The organism is Pseudomonas sp. PHC1 (assembly GCF_046487845.1).
Lineage (GTDB): Bacteria > Pseudomonadota > Gammaproteobacteria > Pseudomonadales > Pseudomonadaceae > Aquipseudomonas > Aquipseudomonas sputi.
On sequence record NZ_JBJXHJ010000012.1, the window covers coordinates 1 to 18,811 of the forward strand.

14 protein-coding genes are annotated in these 18,811 nt (G+C 60.8%); 1 reads left to right on the plus strand and 13 read right to left on the minus strand.

The window, feature by feature from the left end:
- Nucleotides 1-166 precede the first annotated feature (166 nt).
- The 9 genes from ACKJSM_RS16515 to ACKJSM_RS16555 all read right to left on the minus strand — a co-directional run bounded on the left by ACKJSM_RS16515 (nt 167) and on the right by ACKJSM_RS16555 (nt 9,507).
- On the minus strand, nt 167-1,807 hold the full coding sequence (locus ACKJSM_RS16515; protein ID WP_410238294.1) for a BatD family protein: 1,641 nt from the start codon (nt 1,805-1,807) through the stop codon (nt 167-169).
- A complete protein-coding gene (locus tag ACKJSM_RS16520) occupies nt 1,804-3,540 on the minus strand; it encodes a tetratricopeptide repeat protein (protein WP_410238295.1) in 1,737 nt (578 codons plus the stop codon). Before ACKJSM_RS16520 ends, ACKJSM_RS16515 begins: the two co-directional genes overlap by 4 nt.
- The gene (locus ACKJSM_RS16525) at nt 3,537-4,616 is read right to left on the minus strand and encodes a vWA domain-containing protein (RefSeq protein ID WP_410238296.1); all 1,080 of its coding nucleotides are present in this window, start codon (nt 4,614-4,616) and stop codon (nt 3,537-3,539) included. The genes ACKJSM_RS16520 and ACKJSM_RS16525 overlap by 4 nt, the downstream gene beginning before the upstream one ends.
- Nucleotides 4,609-5,106 carry a DUF4381 domain-containing protein gene (locus ACKJSM_RS16530; RefSeq protein WP_236182199.1) on the minus strand — a complete coding sequence of 166 codons (498 nt, stop codon included), beginning with the start codon at nt 5,104-5,106 and terminating at the stop codon, nt 4,609-4,611. The genes ACKJSM_RS16525 and ACKJSM_RS16530 overlap by 8 nt, the downstream gene beginning before the upstream one ends.
- Nucleotides 5,103-6,047, minus strand: coding sequence for a DUF58 domain-containing protein (locus ACKJSM_RS16535; protein WP_007959332.1), 945 nt, complete (start codon nt 6,045-6,047; stop codon nt 5,103-5,105). Before ACKJSM_RS16535 ends, ACKJSM_RS16530 begins: the two co-directional genes overlap by 4 nt.
- A gap of 5 nt (nt 6,048-6,052) precedes the next feature.
- The gene (locus ACKJSM_RS16540) at nt 6,053-7,012 is read right to left on the minus strand and encodes an AAA family ATPase (protein WP_011334589.1); all 960 of its coding nucleotides are present in this window, start codon (nt 7,010-7,012) and stop codon (nt 6,053-6,055) included.
- A gap of 212 nt (nt 7,013-7,224) precedes the next feature.
- Nucleotides 7,225-7,578: a hypothetical protein gene (locus ACKJSM_RS16545; protein ID WP_011334588.1), complete on the minus strand. Its 354-nt coding sequence runs from the start codon at nt 7,576-7,578 to the stop codon at nt 7,225-7,227.
- A 112-nt stretch (nt 7,579-7,690) separates the two neighbouring features.
- Nucleotides 7,691-8,302: a hypothetical protein gene (locus ACKJSM_RS16550; RefSeq protein WP_410238297.1), complete on the minus strand. Its 612-nt coding sequence runs from the start codon at nt 8,300-8,302 to the stop codon at nt 7,691-7,693.
- Nucleotides 8,303-8,313: 11 nt separating this feature from the next.
- A complete protein-coding gene (locus tag ACKJSM_RS16555; RefSeq protein ID WP_410238298.1) occupies nt 8,314-9,507 on the minus strand; it encodes a colicin-like pore-forming protein in 1,194 nt (397 codons plus the stop codon).
- A gap of 658 nt (nt 9,508-10,165) precedes the next feature.
- Between ACKJSM_RS16555 and ACKJSM_RS16560 the strand changes: the two genes are divergently transcribed.
- Nucleotides 10,166-15,058, plus strand: coding sequence for an NAD-glutamate dehydrogenase (locus tag ACKJSM_RS16560; RefSeq protein ID WP_410238299.1), 4,893 nt, complete (start codon nt 10,166-10,168; stop codon nt 15,056-15,058).
- Nucleotides 15,059-15,225: 167 nt separating this feature from the next.
- Here the strand turns inward: ACKJSM_RS16560 and ACKJSM_RS16565 are convergent, their stop codons facing one another.
- The 4 genes from ACKJSM_RS16565 to ACKJSM_RS16580 form a co-directional block, all read right to left on the minus strand.
- Nucleotides 15,226-15,939, minus strand: a complete 714-nt coding sequence (locus ACKJSM_RS16565; RefSeq protein WP_410238300.1) for an ATPase — start codon at nt 15,937-15,939, stop codon at nt 15,226-15,228.
- A 241-nt stretch (nt 15,940-16,180) separates the two neighbouring features.
- A complete protein-coding gene (locus ACKJSM_RS16570) occupies nt 16,181-16,582 on the minus strand; it encodes a cupin domain-containing protein (RefSeq protein WP_410238301.1) in 402 nt (133 codons plus the stop codon).
- A 231-nt stretch (nt 16,583-16,813) separates the two neighbouring features.
- Nucleotides 16,814-17,107: a putative quinol monooxygenase gene (locus ACKJSM_RS16575; RefSeq protein ID WP_236182972.1), complete on the minus strand. Its 294-nt coding sequence runs from the start codon at nt 17,105-17,107 to the stop codon at nt 16,814-16,816.
- Nucleotides 17,108-17,227: 120 nt separating this feature from the next.
- Nucleotides 17,228-18,664 carry a PLP-dependent aminotransferase family protein gene (locus ACKJSM_RS16580; RefSeq protein WP_236182971.1) on the minus strand — a complete coding sequence of 479 codons (1,437 nt, stop codon included), beginning with the start codon at nt 18,662-18,664 and terminating at the stop codon, nt 17,228-17,230.
- Nucleotides 18,665-18,811: the final 147 nt, after the last annotated feature.

Genomic DNA, 18,811 nt, shown 5'->3' on the forward strand with positions numbered 1-18,811 from the left:
TTGAAATACAAAACGCCCGATGCGATGCATCGGGCGTTGGGGTGAAACAGGTGTAAACCTATTTCAGGACTAGACAAATAAATCTGTCCCCTTTTTAGTCGTCCCCTTTTTACATGAGAAGCGATCGTCAGTTGCCGTGAAAATCAGTCGCTGAGGATCACCTGAACTACTTCGGATAAAGCGGCGGCAACCCGCTATCCCCGACCGGATCCTGCACCCGCTCCGCCGTCGGAATCGTGCGGATCGCTCGCCACAGATCCTCACCCTGCCAATGCTGCCCGGTCTCGCTGTACAGCGCGCCGTTCAAACCATCGAGCGCATCCGACAGCGGCACAAACCGCGCCGCCATGTCCGCCAGGGTTTCCGGCTGCTGACGGGCCCAGGCGTCGAGGGCCTGGCGGGTGGCGTGGGGGTCGTTGGCCTGGCTGGCGCGTTTGATGTCGTCGAGCAGGGTGCGTGGGCTCGGGCCGGTTTGCGCGGCGCGCAGGATCGCCGGTTGCCAACGGGCACGCCACCAGAGGCCGAAGCCGAGCAGGGTGGTGCAGGCGAAAACGAACGTGCTGAGCTTCCACCACCACAAGGCTTCGCTGTCGGCGGCGCTGAGCGGTAGTGCGTTGCCCGCCGGGGTGTCGACTTGCAGGCTCGGGTTGTTCGCCACTTGCAGGGTGCGCGCCGGCAGGCTGGTGTGTTCCAGGTGATCTTCGAAGGTGTTCCACCAGACCACGTCAACCGTTGGCAGCTCGATCGAGCCGCTTCGGCTCGGCACCAGCGCTTCACGTTCTTCGCGGCTGCCGATCAGGCCGCGGTCGCTGCTCTGGTTGTTCAGCACCGGTTGGTCCGGGTAGCGGCGCAGGCCGTTGGCTTCGGTGGCGGGCAGGGCGGGCAGTTGCGAGCTGGCCAGGCCTTCGACCTTGAGGGTCAGGCTGCGGGTCAGGGAGTCGCCAACCTGGGTGTGTTCCGGTTCCGGGTTCCAGCTTTCGCTCAAGCTCAGGCTGCGGGCCGGCAGCCACGGCGCGTCGCTGGGGTAGGTCATCGGTTTGGGTTTGACCGTCAGCGAAGTCGCGGCGGAGCTGATGTGCATCAGTTTTCCCGGCTTCGGCCCCTGCGCTGTGGCGTCCTGCGAGGGCTGGGTATCGACGAGTGTGGCGCTGAAGGTCTGCGGGGCGATGCTCAGCAAGCCGCTGTGCTGCGGATAGATCGCGTAGCGCATCTCGATCACGCCATGGCGCACACCGTTGATGTCTTTTTCGTAGGTGCGCATGTCGCCCAGTTGCTCGATGCGCGCATCGGCGATCTGCAACGGCGTCAGGCTGCTGTCGTCGTACAGCGACACCGAATGGTAGATGCGCAACGTCAGGATGGCCTGGGCCTGCACGTAGACGCTGGTCTGGTCGAGGCTGGCTTCGATGAACACCGGTTCGCGGGCATTGTTCTCTTCGCGGGTGTCGCTCTCGATTACTTGGACGGTGATCGGCTGGCTCTCGACGTCGCCCAGTTTCAGCGGCGGGATTTCGACGCTGCCGTTCTGCTTGGGCAGCAACGTGATGATCCAGCGCGTGGTGGCGCGGTTGTCACCGTTGAGCGTGTTCAACTGGTTGACCTGACGTGTGCCGCGTACTTCGAACAGTGGCTCGAGCGGGCTCAGGTCCGGTTTGCCGAACTGCGTGACATCGTTGGATTCGAGGGTGAGTTCGACCGTCTCGCCGGAGTTCAGGCGACTGCGATCCACACTGGCCGTCAGCTCGGCCGCCTGGGCGGTGGCCGTGCAGATCAGCAGGGGCAGCAAGAGAGCGGTGAAACGGGTCATCGAATGTTTTCCTGATCCTGATGTTGTTGCTGTTCGTACCAGAATTTGCGTCGCAGCAGTTCGCCCGGATCATCCGGGATCTTGCCCAGCCATTGTTCCAGCGCCTGCTGTTGCTCGCCTTCGAGGGTGTCCTCATTGGGGCGCAGCAGCGGCGGTGTGTTCTGCTCTTCGCCCGGTTCGCTGTCCGGCAGCTCGTTGGCACCCGGCAGCGGCGGGGTGGTCGGCGGCGGCTCGCTGGCGGACTCGCCGGTCTGCGGCTCGCTGTGGGTTTCGCTTTTGACCGCTGGCGGCGGAGCAGTCGGCGGCGGTGGTTCATCGCCCGGAATGTTCTGCTGCGCCGGTTGGTCTTGCGGTTCGGCCGGCGGCGGGGCGTTTTTCTGTTTCAGCAGGGTTTCCACCAGCGCCTTGTTGGTCAGCGCCGGACGCAGATCCGGCTGGCGCTCCAGGGCCTGTTCGTAGGCGTCCAGCGCTGCTTCCAGCTCGCCGCTTCTGGCCAGGGCGTTGCCACGATTGTAGTGGGCGTGGGCGTCATTGCCCTCGGCGAAACGCTGAGCGGCGCCACTGTAGTCGCCGGCCTCGTACAACGCCACCCCTTGCCATTGCGGATCTTCGAAATGCTTCGCCGCTTCGGCCGGGCGCTTCTGTTTGAGCAGGTGCAAGCCTTGTTGATCGGGGCGCAGCCACAAGTCTTCGAAGTCGAAGGCATAGCTCGGTTGCGGCAATGCCAGCAGCAACGGCAGGCAGAACAGCCAGCCACGCCGCCCGGCGCACGCGGCGAGCAACAACAGCGGCAATAGCAGCCAGTAACCCTGATCGGCCCAGGTGTCGAGACGTACGGTCTGACCATCGTTGCGCAGGCTGCGCGGGCCGTCGAGCAGGCCGAGGTCGCCCAGATCGGATTCATCCAGCCGTGCGCTGCGGTACTCGCCGCCGACCGCGTTGAGGAAGGAGCCGAGGCCCGGGCTGTCGAGTTGCGGCACCCGGATCGCGCCCTGGGCATCCTTGAGGAAGCTGCCGTCTTCCTGCGCAATCGGCGCACCCTCGGCGGTGCCGATGCCGAGCATCAACAACTGCGCCGATTGGCCACTGAGTGCATGGCGAATGCCCTGGCGTTCTTCTTCGGACAGCGAAGAGCCAATCAGCAGAATCCGCCCCTGACCCAACGCGCCCTGCTTGAGCAACGCCAACGCCTTGCTTACCGCCAGATCGGCGCGATGGCCGCTTTCCGGCATCAGCGAAGGCTTGAGCGCGTCGAGCAGGTTGCGACTGGTCGCCAGGTCATCCGACAGCGGCACCAGCGTATGGGCGCTGCCGGCGTAAACGACGATGGCGGTCTGGGCGTCGCTGCGCACTTTCAGCAGGTCGAACAGCTTGCGTCGGGCCTGTTCCAGTCGCGTTGGTGGCGAATCGGTGGCGAGCATTTCCGGGGTCAGTTCCAGCACCACCACCAACGGGTCGGCGGGCTTCTGGCTGGTCTGTTCGACCCGTTCCCAGCTCGGCCCGAGCAGCGCCAGGATCGTCAGCAGCCAGGCCACGCTCAGGGCGACCCACGGCAACTTGCTGTCGCGACCGCTGCCGCCACTGAGCAACGTGGCGTGGAAGGCCGGCGGCAGAATCATCTGCCAGCGACCCGCGCGCTTCTGCCGGTGCCAGAGCTGCCAGATCAGCCAGCCGAGCAATGGCAGCAGCAACAGCCACCAGGGTCGGAACCAGTGCGGCCACAGGGCGATCATCGGCGCCTCCGCAAACGCAGGCGTTTGAGCCGTTCGCGCCAGTCAGGCAGGGGGCTTTGCAGATACAGCTCCTTGGTGAACAGCCGTTGCAGCGGGTTGTCCGGCCACAACACACGGGCCACCAGCAGAATGCTCAGCAGCAGCGCGAACGCCAGCGGCCACTGATACAACGCCTGCGCCGGGCGGGCCTGGGTCGGTTGCTGGGTCACCGGTTCAAGCTGGTCGAGGGTGTCCTTGATCGCTTGCAGCTGCTTACCGTCGCGGGCGCGGAAGTAGCGCCCGCCGGTGATCTCGGCGATGGCCTTGAGCGCCGGTTCGTCGAGGTCGAGGGTCGGATTGCCGCCGAGCAACGCCGTGGCGCCGCTTTCTTCCGGATCGGCGCCGATGCCGATCGGATAGATTTTCACGCCTTCGCTGGCGGCCAGTTTGGCGGCGGTCAGCGGGTCGATTTCGCCGCCATTGTTCGCGCCGTCGGTGACCAGAATCAGCACCCGGCTCTGGGCCGGACGCATGCGCAGGCGCTTGAGGGCCAGGCCGATGGCGTCACCGATGGCGGTGTTCTTGCCGGCGATGCCGATCCGCGCCTCATCGAGCCAGACCCGAACGGTGCGCCGGTCAAACGTCAGCGGCGCTTGCAGGTAGGCCTGGCTGCCAAACAGGATCAGGCCGACTCGGTCGCCATCGCGGCTTTCCAGAAAGTCACCGAGCAAATGCTGAACCAGCGACAGGCGACTGACGTCTTCGTCGTTCCATTGCATGTCCGGGAAATCCATCGAGCCGGATACGTCCACCGCCACCAGCAGATCACGACCGCTGGCGGCAATCGGCAGCGGTTCACCGAGCCATTGCGGGCGGGCGGCAGCGGTCAGCAACATCAGCCACAACAACAGAAACGGGGCCTGCTGACGCCAGGCCGGCAGATTGGCGCGGGCGCGACGGCGGGCCAGACCTTCGAGGTCAGCGAGGAAGCTCACTTTCAACGCCGGCTCGCCGCTGTCGGCCACCGGCAGCACGAGGCGCATCAGCCACGGCAGCGGCAACAGCACAAAGATCCACGGCCAGGCGAACTCAAACATGTTTGCGGATCCAGGTGTCGACTGCCTGGGTCAGGCCGGCGATGGCTTTGTCGTCGAGTTTGCACTCGGGTTTGTAGGCGCCTTCGACGAGCACCATCCAGCGGGTCAGGCCGGCGGCGGGGCAACGGTTGTCGAGAAACGCCAGCCATTTGCGGCCGTTGAGGGTATGGCTCTGGCTGTAGGGGTAGTGGTTGCGGCACAGGCGCTTGAGCAGGCCGTTGAGCTGCTGCAGCCAGGCCCCGGCGGGGGCGCCATCGTAGGGTTTGGGCATCTGCGCCAGTTCGGCGAGGGCGGCGATACGCACCGGGTCGAGCGGCAGTTCGGCGCGCACGATCGGTTTTTTCTTGATCGGAATGAAACGCCGCAAGCGCCAAACCACGAAGCCGATCACCGGCAATAGTAAAAGCAGCAGCCACCAGCCCGGCGCCGGCGGCCAGAAGGCAATCGGCGGTGGGGAGATCAGCGGTTGCAGTTGTTCGAGGCCGTTCATCGACCTTTCCCCGGACGTTGCGGGTTAAGGAATTCACGCATCTGCTCGACCATTTCGCTCTGGGTGCTCAGCGGCATCAGCAGCACGCGCAGCTTCTGGGCGAGCAATTCCCAGCGGGCGATGCGCGCTTCGGCCTGGGCGCGGTAGGTCTGGCGCAGATCGAAATTCAGCGTGTCGAGTTCCAGCTGCGCGCCGCGCTCGGCAAATCTCAGCAACCCGGCGGCGGGCAGGGCGTGATCCAGCGGATCGGACAGCGGCAGCATCAGCAGGTCGCAATGGCGCGACAGCAGGCTCAATTGCTGCTCGGCGCTGTCGGACAGTGCGCGCTCGTCGCAGATCACGATCACCAGACTGCCCGGTCGCAGCACCTCGCGGGCCCGGCGCAACGCCACGCCAAACGCATCGCGATCCGGCTCCCGTTCGCTGTGCAGCGACTGGTTGACCTTCACCAGCCGGTTAAGCAATTGCAACAGGCTCTGCTTGCTGCGGCGCGGTTTGATTTCGTAATGCTCGTTGTCGCCGAATACCAGCCCGCCAACCCGGTCGTTGTGGCCCAGCGCGGCCCAGCCGATCAGCGCCGCTGCCTGCGCCGCCAGCACCGATTTGAACATCAGCCCGGAGCCGAAAAACAGTCGCGTGCTTTGCTCGACCATGATGAAAATCGGTCGTTCGCGTTCTTCATGGAACAGTTTGGTGTGCGGTTCCTGCGTCCGCGCGGTGACGCGCCAATCGATGGTGCGCACGTCGTCGCCGGCCTGGTAGACCCGCACCTGATCGAAGTCCACACCACGGCCGCGAAACTTGGAGTGGTGCAGGCCGATCAGCGGGCTGCGCTGGCTCGGCGTGGAAAACAGCTGCACTTCGCGCACGCGGTGACGCATCTCGATCAGCTCGGCGAGGGAGATGCGGATACCGGGTTCGGACGGCAGAGAGGCGTTCATCGGGGTCAAGCGACGGCTACGACGTCAAGAATCCGTTGCACCACCCGATCCTGGTCGATGCCAGCGGCTTCGGCCTCGAACGACAGAATGATGCGGTGACGCAACACGTCGAACAGCACCGCCTGGATGTCTTCCGGGCTGACGAAGTCGCGACCGGCCAGCCAGGCGTGGGCGCGGGCGCAGCGGTCGAGGGCGATGGAACCGCGCGGGCTGGCGCCATAGGCGATCCACTCGGCCATTTCCGGGTCGAACTTGGCCGGGTTGCGCGTGGCCATGACCAGTTGCACCAGGTATTCCTCCACCGCGTCCGCCATGTACAGACCGAGGATTTCCTTGCGCGCGGCGAAAATCGCCTGCTGGCTGACCCGGCGTTCAGGCTTGGTCTCGCCGTTGAGGGCTTCGCCCCGTGCCTGCTGCAGGATCCGGCGTTCGACGGCCGCGTCCGGGAAACCCATTTTCACGTGCATCAGGAAACGGTCGAGCTGCGCTTCAGGCAGCGGGTAGGTGCCTTCCTGCTCAATCGGGTTCTGCGTGGCCATCACCAGGAACAGCGGCGACAGCTCGTACGTGCTGCGCCCGACACTGACCTGACGCTCGGCCATGGCTTCGAGCAGCGCCGATTGCACCTTGGCCGGGGCACGGTTGATTTCGTCCGCCAGCACCAGGTTGTGGAAGATCGGCCCTTGCTGGAACACGAAGCTGCCGGTTTCCGGGCGATAGATCTCGGTGCCGGTGATGTCGGCGGGCAGCAGGTCGGGGGTGAACTGAATGCGATGGAACTGGGCTTCGATGCCCTCGGCGAGCTCTTTGATCGCTTTGGTCTTGGCCAGACCCGGAGCCCCCTCGACCAGCATGTGGCCGTCGGCGAGCAGGGCGATGAGCAAGCGCTCGATGAGTTTTTCCTGGCCGAGAATCTGCGTTGAAAGAAAGGTTCGCAGCGCCAGCAGCGCTTCACGATGTTCCATCGATGACTGTTCCTGGAAAGGGTGGCCACAGGCGTTCGGATAACGCCGGGGCTGGGGGCGTTACTTTAATCCATCGCAGGGGGTGGCGACTAACGGCATTTTGCGCAAAGTGCGGGAAATGACCGGGGCGATTGTTGGAATTTTGTAGGGAGGGGGGAGGTGTGATGTGCTCTCGGGCCCTTTCACTCGCGAAAGGGCCGGCCCAGACGCCATCAAATCTGGCTGATGTAGGTGCCAGTACCATCAAGAATGTTCTTCAGGGTTTCCTCGACTTCAGCCAGATCCACCATGTCCGGATTGAAGGTGATTTCCAGCACATCATCCCCGTTCAACGCATCGGCATCCGCCGCGGCGATTTCGATCTTCAGCAGGGTCTTGCTCAGGGTGACCTTGACGCCATCGAGGGTCGACGGCTCGCCATCCAGCGTGATCTCCAGCTCGTCCTCGTCCGGGTAGCGGCTCATCAGGAACATGTCGCCCTTGTCGCTGTGGCAGCAGAGCATGGCCATGTTGTCTTCTTCGTCATCGCACGGGTTGACGATGAGTAGGGCGGTGGTCATTTGCATGGGTGAGTTCCTGGCTTGGCGGGCGCGACGGGTGCCACGCAAAAAAAGGTGATTTTGCCAGTTTGTGTCCATTTCCGCTGCTCTGATGTTCGCGTACTGGAGGTCAACCTGTTTATGGGTGCTGTTTACGCTTTAAAAGCTTGATCAATCGATAAGGGGCATAAATCAGGAGGTGAATCACGAGCGCAGGTAGAAGCAATATTAAAAAAATAACTGCAAAGGAGAACATCGAATAAAAAAGAAAGTTGAGTCCCATGATTCTGAGCTTGGGGCCCTGAGTTATTAGGTCTGTGGAATTGAAATAGGCTTCGTATACGAAAAGGGAACAGATCAATATCGTTGTCAAGGTCATGAACAGATATTTGTATAACGGTGTTTGGTCAAATCTTTCGATTGATTTGAAGGCGTTTTTGTAACTTTTCAGGAAAAGTACAGCTCCAAATACTGGTCCGAATATAGCAATATAGTTTGTGGTTATTTTTGAGCTTAGCGGGAATCTCGAAGACCAGAAGCCGATGTTTTCGATTAAGTAGCCGCTGAGTAAACTTTCGAGGAGGGCGTGTTGTTGCTCACCCATAATCGGAACTATCAGGTTGATGAGCAGGATTGGGGCGGCGACCGTTAAAACGAAAGCGTTGGATAATTCAGACTTTTCTTTTTTTTGCATTGTTGTGTCCGTCGTGAGCGTGCAAACCGGCTTATTTGCTGTTGAGCCGGTTTGCATTTGGTAACTGGTTAGATATCGTTTTTCGTAATTGCGTTAAGCACGGAGCGGTTTATTGTTTCCACGGCTTTGGCGTCCAGAAAGATCGCTGCGGCAGCCACTGCGATTCCGGTAACAACTACCACCGCCGCGGGAGGAACCCAAGACAGGGAAAGTAGCGGTGGTAAAGCAAGGGCCAGCAGTGCACCTGCTCCTGCTCCGGCAGCAATACTTTCCAGCTCCAGCATCAAGGGTTTCCAATTACCGTCCCGGAACCCAATGACCGTCTTCTCGATCACCGAGTGTGCCTGCACGACTTTGCCGGTCACGCCAAACCCCTTGGCCAGTCGGTTGACGTTGTCCATGTAGGTCGCTTTATCGAGTGCATTCAGCGCGTCCACCACTGCACGGGTATCCTGCGGGCTGAGCCTTGCATTCGGGTTGGTCCGCACTTGCTCGAAGGTCTGCATGGCTTCGCTGTAGCTTCGGATTTTCTTGCCGGAAATGTCCTTTTGAAGATCCATCACGACCTGATGCAGGTTCGCGCCGTATTTCTCCAGAATGTACTTGTTCGCGTCGGCAACGAACGCCACGGCACGTTTGTACTCATCGATCTGCCGAGCCTCCTCGGCAGCCGCGAGCCTCGCTTTTTCCTTGGCAATTCGTTGTGCCTCGGCAAGGGCGGCCAAGCGCGCTTGCTCCTGCGCTTGCCTGCGTGCCTCTTCTGCCCGGCGTGCCGCTTCGGCAGCCTGTTGCAAGGCCAGCGCTTCGGCCTGCCGGCGGGCTCTTTCGGCGTATAACCTTGTTTGCCGGGATTGAAGGCTTGCGATCTGGTCGTTAAGGATCATGGCGTTGTAGGTGGCTTGTAACTTCGCATGTTGTTTTGCATTTTTAACATTTCTCAACTGATGTTGAAGTTCGGTGTTTTTCCGGAAGAGTAGTTCGTTGACGATGTCGGTGGCGCGAGACAGCCATTGCTCCGGCGTGAAGTTATTCAGGGGCGGCTGTTGGCTTTCGATAAGGTTTAGTTCTGATTGCAAGTTGGGTTCAAGGCTTTGTTTGCGGGCTTCGTAATCGTTTTGAATGGCGAGTGTGAAACCATGCATTGGGTTACCCAAAGGGTAATTTTTACGAATGTCGCCGCGGATTTTGTTTGGGTTAAGATTGATGATCTCCCACGAGCCGTCGCCGTAGGTGATTATTCCGGGAAGTTCCAGTTGTGACATGTGCAAGTTCCTTGTGCTTTTTTAAGCCCGATCCTTCGGGCGAAAAATGTTCTTGCATTGATATCATCGCCGGATCATTCAAACAAACCAGGTTGTAAGAATTCGTTCCGAGTTTTCTGTGAGTGGTTTCTTTACAGTTTGTAAGAAAAAAGAAGGGCTTGTAACTTGTTGTTTTACTTACAGGTAGTCCGGTTGTCGAGCAGGTCCAGCCAGCATGGAAAAGTACTGAGCCGAGCGCGTGTGAACGTTCCCTGCTCAGGCAGTCACATCCGGTACGGATGGCGTAAATATCGGGCTGCAAACCGGCCAGATCGCTGATCCACTGCTAGTGTTGTGCCATGCCCCGGCCTTTGTTTACGTGCCAATGACCGAATATGTCGCAGCACCGCAAGCAGACACATTGTCGCACCCATTAAGCTGCGCAACGGATGAGCACCCGTAAAGGCATTGCCATGGCCCCGCGAGCGGCGCCCGGCAGTCGTTTTTGCAGATGCCCATTCATGGAAGGTGAATGTGACCTGAGTGTCTCGTCCAGCTTCACCCACCTGTCACCCTGTTTCCTCTGCCCGAGAATCAGGAACAGGACGACGGAACGCCCCGAAAGGGGTTTTGTACGCGACGCTTTCCATCAATAACAAGCCCAAGCGGAGTACCACAGATGGCGTTCTTCACCGCAGCCAGCAAAGCCGACTTCCAGCACCAACTGCAAGCGGCACTGGCGCAGCACATCAGTGAACAGGCACTGCCACAAGTGGCGCTGTTCGCTGAACAATTCTTCGGCATCATTTCCCTGGACGAGCTGACCCAACGTCGCCTCTCCGACCTCGCTGGCTGTACTCTTTCTGCGTGGCGCCTGCTTGAGCGCTTCGATCACGCGCAACCGCAAGTGCGCGTCTACAACCCCGATTACGAACGTCACGGCTGGCAGTCGACCCACACCGCGGTCGAAGTGCTGCACCATGACCTGCCGTTCCTGGTGGACTCGGTGCGTACCGAGCTGAACCGTCGCGGCTACAGCATCCACACCCTGCAGACCACCGTGCTCAGCGTGCGTCGTGGCAGCAAGGGCGAGCTGCTGGAAATCCTGCCAAAAGGCACCACCGACGAAGGCGTGCTGCACGAGTCGCTGATGTACCTGGAAATCGACCGCTGCGCCAATGCGGCCGAATTGAATGTGCTGAGCAAGGAACTGGAACAGGTTCTGGATGAAGTCCGCGTCGCGGTCGCCGATTTCGAGCCGATGAAGGCCAAGGTGCAGGAAATCCTCACCAAGCTCGACAACAGCGCATTCGCCGTCGATGCCGACGAGAAGAACGAAATCAAGAGCTTCCTGGAATGGCTGGTGGGCAACCACTTCACCTTCCTCGGCTACGAAGAATTCACGGTGACCGATGAGCCCGATGGCGGCCACATCAAGTACGACCAGGATTCTTTCCTTGGCCTGACCAAATTGCTGCGCACCGGCATGACCTATGACGAGCTGCGCATCGAAGACTACGCCGTTGCCTATCTGCGCGAACCGACCCTGTTGTCGTTCGCCAAAGCCGCGCACCCGAGCCGCGTGCACCGTCCGGCCTACCCGGACTACGTGTCGATCCGCGAACTCGACGCCGACGGCAAAGTGATCAAGGAACACCGCTTCATGGGCCTGTACACCTCGTCGGTGTATGGCGAAAGCGTGCGGGTCATCCCGTTCATCCGCCGCAAGGTCGAGGAAATCGAGCGCCGTTCCGGCTTCCAGGCCAAGGCTCACCTGGGCAAGGAACTGGCACAGGTGCTGGAAGTGCTGCCGCGTGACGATCTGTTCCAGACCCCGGTCGACGAACTGTTCAACACCGTGATGTCGATCGTGCAGATCCAGGAACGCAACAAGATCCGCGTGTTCCTGCGCAAAGACCCGTACGGTCGTTTCTGCTACTGCCTGGCCTACGTGCCACGCGACATCTACTCCACCGAAGTTCGCCAGAAGATCCAGCAAGTGCTGATGGAGCGCCTGAAAGCCTCCGACTGCGAATTCTGGACCTTCTTCTCCGAGTCCGTGCTGGCCCGCGTGCAACTGATCCTGCGCGTCGACCCGAAAAACCGCATCGACATCGACCCGCTGCAACTGGAAAACGAAGTGATCCAGGCCTGCCGCAGCTGGCAGGACGACTACGCCGCACTGACCGTCGAGACCTTCGGCGAAGCCAACGGCACCAACGTGCTGGCTGATTTCCCGAAAGGCTTCCCGGCCGGCTACCGCGAGCGTTTCGCCGCGCATTCGGCCGTGGTCGACATGCAGCACCTGCTCAACCTGAGCGAGAAGAAGCCGCTGGCCATGAGCTTCTATCAGCCGCTGGGTCAGGTCTCTGGCCAGCGCGAGCTGCACTGCAAGCTGTATCACGCCGATACCCCGCTGGCCCTGTCCGACGTGCTGCCGATCCTGGAAAACCTCGGCCTGCGCGTGCTGGGTGAGTTCCCGTACCGTCTGCGTCACACCAACGGCCGCGAGTTCTGGATCCACGACTTCGCGTTCACCGCCGCCGAAGGCCTGGACCTGGACATCCAGCAACTCAACGACACCCTGCAGGACGCGTTCGTCCACATCGTCCGTGGCGATGCCGAGAACGATGCGTTCAACCGTCTGGTGCTGACCGCCGGCCTGCCATGGCGCGACGTCGCGCTGCTGCGTGCCTACGCCCGCTACCTGAAGCAGATCCGCCTGGGCTTCGACCTCGGCTACATCGCCAGCACCCTGAACAACCACACCGACATCGCTCGTGAACTGACCCGGTTGTTCAAGACCCGTTTCTACCTGGCCCGCAAGCTGGGCAGCGATGATCTGGACGACAAGCAACAGCGTCTGGAACAGGCGATCCTGACCGCGCTGGACGACGTTCAAGTCCTCAACGAAGACCGCATCCTGCGTCGTTACCTGGACCTGATCAAGGCAACTCTGCGTACCAACTTCTACCAGACCGACGCCAACGGCCAGAACAAGTCGTACTTCAGCTTCAAGTTCAATCCGCACTTGATCCCTGAGCTGCCCAAGCCAGTGCCGAAGTTCGAAATCTTCGTTTACTCGCCACGCGTCGAAGGCGTACACCTGCGCTTCGGCAACGTCGCTCGTGGTGGCCTGCGCTGGTCCGACCGTGAAGAAGACTTCCGTACCGAAGTCCTCGGCCTGGTAAAAGCCCAGCAAGTGAAGAACTCGGTCATCGTGCCGGTGGGTGCGAAGGGCGGTTTCCTGCCGCGTCGCCTGCCACTGGGCGGCAGCCGTGACGAAATCGCGGCCGAGGGCATCGCCTGCTACCGCATCTTCATCTCGGGCCTGCTGGACATCACCGACAACCTGAAGGACGGCAAACTGGTACCGCCGGCCAACGTCGTGCGTCATGACGACGATGACCCGTACCTGGTGGTCGCGGCGGACAAGGGCACTGCAACCTTCTCCGACATCGCCAACGGCATCGCCATCGACTACGGCTTCTGGCTGGGTGATGCGTTCGCGTCCGGTGGTTCGGCCGGTTACGACCACAAGAAAATGGGCATCACCGCCAAGGGCGCGTGGGTTGGCGTACAGCGCCACTTCCGCGAGCGCGGCATCAATGTCCAGGAAGACAGCATCACTGTGGTCGGCGTGGGCGACATGGCCGGTGACGTATTCGGTAACGGCCTGTTGATGTCCGACAAGCTGCAACTGGTTGCCGCGTTCAACCACATGCACATCTTCATCGACCCGAACCCGAACCCGGCCACCAGCTTCGCCGAGCGTCAGCGCATGTTCGACCTGCCGCGTTCGGCCTGGTCCGACTACGACACCAGCATCATGTCCGAAGGCGGCGGCATCTTCTCGCGCAGCGCGAAGAGCATCGCCATCTCGCCACAGATGAAAGAGCGCTTCGACATCCAGGCCGACAAGCTGACCCCGACCGAACTGCTGAACGCCTTGCTCAAGGCGCCGGTGGATCTGCTGTGGAACGGCGGTATCGGTACTTACGTCAAGGCCAGCACCGAAAGCCACGCCGATGTCGGCGACAAGGCCAACGATGCACTGCGCGTGAACGGCAACGAACTGCGCTGCAAAGTGGTGGGCGAGGGCGGTAACCTCGGCATGACTCAACTGGGTCGTGTGGAATTCGGTCTCAATGGCGGCGGTTCCAACACCGACTTCATCGACAACGCCGGTGGCGTGGACTGCTCCGACCACGAAGTGAACATCAAGATCCTGCTGAACGAAGTGGTTCAGGCTGGCGACATGACCGACAAGCAACGCAACCAGTTGCTGGCGAGCATGACCGACGAAGTCGGTGGTCTGGTGCTGGGCAACAACTACAAGCAGACTCAGGCCCTGTCCCTGGCGGCACGCCGCGCTTATGCGCGCATCGCCGAGTACAAGCGTCTGATGGGCGACCTGGAAGGCCGTGGCAAGCTGGATCGTGCCATCGAGTTCCTGCCGACCGAAGAGCAACTGGCCGAACGTGTTGCCGAAGGCCATGGCCTGACCCGTCCGGAACTGTCGGTGCTGATCTCGTACAGCAAGATCGACCTCAAGGAGCAGTTGCTGGGCTCCCTGGTGCCGGACGACGACTACCTGACCCGCGACATGGAAACGGCGTTCCCGCCGACTCTGGTCAGCAAGTTCTCCGAAGCCATGCGTCGTCACCGCCTCAAGCGCGAGATCGTCAGCACCCAGATCGCCAACGATCTGGTCAACCACATGGGCATCACCTTCGTTCAAAGGCTCAAAGAGTCCACCGGCATGACCCCGGCGAACGTGGCGGGCGCTTACGTGATCGTGCGCGACATCTTCCACCTCCCGCACTGGTTCCGTCAGATCGAAGCACTGGACTACCAGGTCTCCGCTGACGTGCAACTGGAGCTGATGGACGAACTGATGCGTCTGGGCCGTCGCGCTACGCGCTGGTTCCTGCGTGCCCGCCGCAACGAGCAGAACGCTGCCCGTGACGTCGCGCATTTCGGTCCGCACCTGAAAGAGCTGGGCCTGAAGCTGGACGAGCTGCTGAGCGGCGAAATCCGCGAAAACTGGCAAGAGCGTTATCAGGCGTACGTCGCCGCCGGTGTGCCGGAACTGCTGGCGCGTATGGTGGCGGGGACTACCCACCTCTACACGCTGCTGCCGATCATCGAAGCGGCCGACGTGACCGGTCAGGATCCAGCCGAAGTGGCCAAGGCGTACTTCGCCGTGGGCAGCGCGCTGGACATCACCTGGTACATTTCGCAGATCAGCGCCTTGCCGGTTGAAAACAACTGGCAGGCCCTGGCCCGTGAAGCGTTCCGCGACGACGTCGACTGGCAGCAACGCGCGATCACCATCGCCGTTCTGCAAGCGGGCGGCGGTGATTCGGACGTGGAAACCCGTCTGGCGCTGTGGATGAAGCAGAACGACGCCATGATCGAACGCTGGCGCGCCATGCTGGTGGAAATCCGTGCCGCCAGCGGCACCGACTACGCCATGTACGCGGTGGCCAACCGTGAGCTGAACGACGTGGCGCTGAGCGGTCAGGCGGTTGTGCCTGCTGCGGCAACTGCGGAGCTTGAGCTTGCTTGAGTAGCCGTTGAATGAAAAAGCCCCGCTCTCGAAAGAGGCGGGGCTTTTTCATGCCTGTGTTCGGCGGTATTTATGTGTTGCTGCTAAGACCGAACCCCCTCATCCCAGCCCTCCCGAAACGTCGAACCGCCCCCAAGGGGGTTAGGGTGAGGGCGGCGGTCTAACGATCACCGCACACTAAGACCTTGTTTAATCTCGAGCGTCGACACATTACCTGCCGACCTGGTCAGCAAATTACTGAGCGACTGGTCAAACTTCTGCAACGCCCGAACTTGTACATTCTGCTGTTCATTAATATCCGCGACGATATCTTCCGAGCGTTTGTAATCCGCCCATAGCGGACTCAAACTTCTGGCGTCCGTTCCTTTGGCCGTCCCGATGTAGTTGAACTTCCCGTCATAAAAATCCGCACTGACATCCGCTCTGACGTCCGAACTGCGCGAAGTAATCAACTGGCTGTGAGTGTCGACGATCGCCACGACATCCGGGTTGGCCGCACGCAGGCTTTGCATGTCCGGGTACACCGTGACCGAGCCGAACTGGCGTTGCAGCGAGGCTTTGACCCAATCCACCGCCATGTCCGGTTTCGAGGTGGCGACGTAAGCGTCGTGGATCGGCCGCACCAGCAAACTCTGGCCGAAACCGGTGCCGGCGTTGGTCTGGTAGTTGCGCAAATAGTCACGATTGGCCTGGGTGCTTGGGCTGTAGATGACACCCAGCGAGACACCGGGACCGCTTTTGACCTGGGTGGCGCTGCTGCGTCCCACCGGTTGGGTGAACAGCGTATCGAGGGAGGAAACCGCTTTCGGAGCGGTGGGAACAGAACAGGCTGACAAGGCTAAAACCGATATCGCCAAACTACTGGCAAATGCAAGTTTCATGGTGAGTCTCCCGTGAAGCAACTTCAGTCGGAAAGTCAGGCATGTCGGGGTTGATTAAATAGAACCGGCGACAGCCGCCTCAGACTACTCCCGCCCAACTGAAAACAACCTGACAATTTGCTGAATGACTGTCATGTAATAGTTTTATTGGCTGTAAGCATTTTGGATTAATTGCCGCGAGAAATAAAAAAGGCGCCAATCAATGTTTTGCGCCTTTCATTTATGGCTGGTTAAACAGCCATCAGTTTTTCAATGGGATCAATACTTGCTCGTCGGGCGACAGCACCATGAACACCAGCAACTTGGCTGGCTTGCTCTTGCTGGCGTTTTTCGACACCAAATGTTCTGAACCGGCCGGTTCGTACCAATACTGGCCCTTCTTGTAGGTGACCGGTTGCTCGCCCTTGACCTGTGACACGATCTCGCCTTCAAGCACGTACGCCATCGCGGTGCCGTCGTGTTTGTGGGCGATAGAGGACTGGCCGGGCTTGTAGTCAACTTCGATCATCAGGGCTTTTTTGCCGGGGACGTTTTTCAACATCTGGTCTTGCAGGACCGAGACCTTCTCGGACGTGTCGTGGGCCATGGCGGCGGCAGAAACAGACAGGGCGAGAGAGGCTGCGAAAATGTGCAGGCGTTTCATGGCGGGTTACCTGTGAAGTGGGGGAGTCGGTCTTCACAGTAGTCCGCGCTTTGGGCCATTCACACCGCCAATATTCGGGAAGATCGGGTGACCAATCCTCGATGTTTCAGCGCTTCCAAATACGCCATCGCTTGCAAGCCAGGCTCCTAAAAGGTTTTGTGTCGGTCACAAATCATATGAACGAAAACAGGACCTGTGGGAGCCTGGCTTGCCAGCGATGGCGTCAGTCAGTCAAACGATCGGAAAACTGTTGAAATCCACGCTATTGGCCAGCCGGCTGTCGATCAGGTCGATGAAACCCTGGGCTTCCGGGCGATTGAAATGCGCCTGCATCGCCGCTTCCGACTGCCAGCGGGCGCTGACGGTCCAGCGGTGGCTGTCCTCGGGGCAACGGTCGACCATGTAGGAATCGCAGCCCGGCGTTTCGCGCAGGGTTTCGACGATCTTTTGCAACTGCCTGCCCAGCTCCTCCGATCGGCCGGCGGCAGCCTGCACCTGTACGGTGTTGATCACTTCGTTGGACATTGCTCACACTCCTGAATCAGGCCGGACGAATCCTGCTCATTGAGGGATAACGCTCGTGCAGGATAGGCCTGCACCCCCGGATCACCAATAACCAATCGGCGGTTAATCGTTTAGGCCAATCTACCCAACGACCTGTTGCAGAATGTCGCGCAGACGGTCGAGGGCAATGTCGATGTCCAGCGTCTCGATGGCGCCGAAACCGAAATACATGCCGCTTCGTGCAGGCTGCTGGTAATAGAAGCCATCGATGGCGTACAGACCGACTTCGACCTTTTTCGCCAGTTCGATCACCAGCGGCAAGTCGATCGGCACTTTGCAGAACACCGCCATGTGAAACCCCGCGCTGGGCGGCACGGCTTGCAGCCATGGCGACAGGTCGGTGGCCATGCGCGCCAGGATCCGCTCGCGGCGCTGGGCGTAAATGGTGTGGCAGCGGCGAATGTGCTTGAGCAGACAGCCTTCGGCGATGAACTTGGCCAGCGCCCATTGCGGCAGGGTGGAGGCGTGCAGGTCGGTGAGCTGCTTGGCGCGGATCACCGCTTCGAGAATCGCCGGTGGCAGGATCGCGTAGCCGAGGCGCAGCTCCGGCAGCAGGGTTTTCGAGAAGGTGCCGACGTAGGCGACGATGCCGCGCTGGTCGAGGTTGTGCAGCGAATCGGTTGGCCGGCCCTCGTAGCGGAATTCGCTGTCATAGTCGTCCTCGATGATGATCGCGCCGAGTTCATAAGCCCGTTCGAGCAGGGCTTCGCGCCGCGCCTGACTCATCGGCATGCCCAGCGGAAACTGGTGCGACGGCGTCACGTAGATCAGCCGCGTGCCCTCGGGAATCCGCTCGACCTGAATGCCCTCGGCATCCACCGGCACGCCGACCACCGTCGCCCCATGAGTGCCGAACAGCAGCCGCGCCGGCGGGTAGCCGGGATCTTCCATCGCCACCAGACTGCCGGGGCGGATCAATACGCGGGTGATCAGGTCCAGCGCCTGCTGCGCGCCGTTGCACACCACGATGTCCTCGTCCTGGCAGTTCACGCCACGGGAAAACGCGATGTGCCGGGCAATCGCATTGCGCAGCGCCGGCAGGCCCTCCGGCACGCTGTAGAAACCTTTGGCATTGGCCATCTGCCGCAGCGCATGAGCGACGCAGCGGCGCCAGTCATCCTGGGGAAACTGGCCTTTGCTGGTGGCGCCGCCGATGAAGTCGTAGCGCAGCGAGCCTTCAAGCGTCGGATGACGCAGGAACACCGGCAGATTGCGCCAGCTCTCGATCACCTCGGCGCTCGCCAGGTCACTGTGGTTTTGCTTGCGCTCGATGGTCGCCGGGCGCGCGTTGACGTAAGTGCCTTTGCCGATCACGCCGGTGAGGAAGTTCTCATAGGTCAATTGCGCGTAGGTGTCGGAAATGGTCTTGCGCGAGATCCCCAGTTGCTCGGCGAGCAAACGGCTGGGCGGCAACTGGGTGCCAGCGGCCAGACGCCCGGACTCAATGGCGCCGCGCAGTTGCTGGTACAACTGACCGGCCAGATCCTTGCGGCCATTGATCACGACATGCAGTTCCATACCGACGGGGCGCTCCGGGCGATTGAGTGTGCCGGCCAGATTACTCCCGTTTGTTTACGGGGCAGTAGTTGCGTAGAGCAAAAATCTAGAATTGGTCACTTGCCCTTGTGGGAGCGGGCTTGGCTCGGGGAAATGGTCTGCCATTTT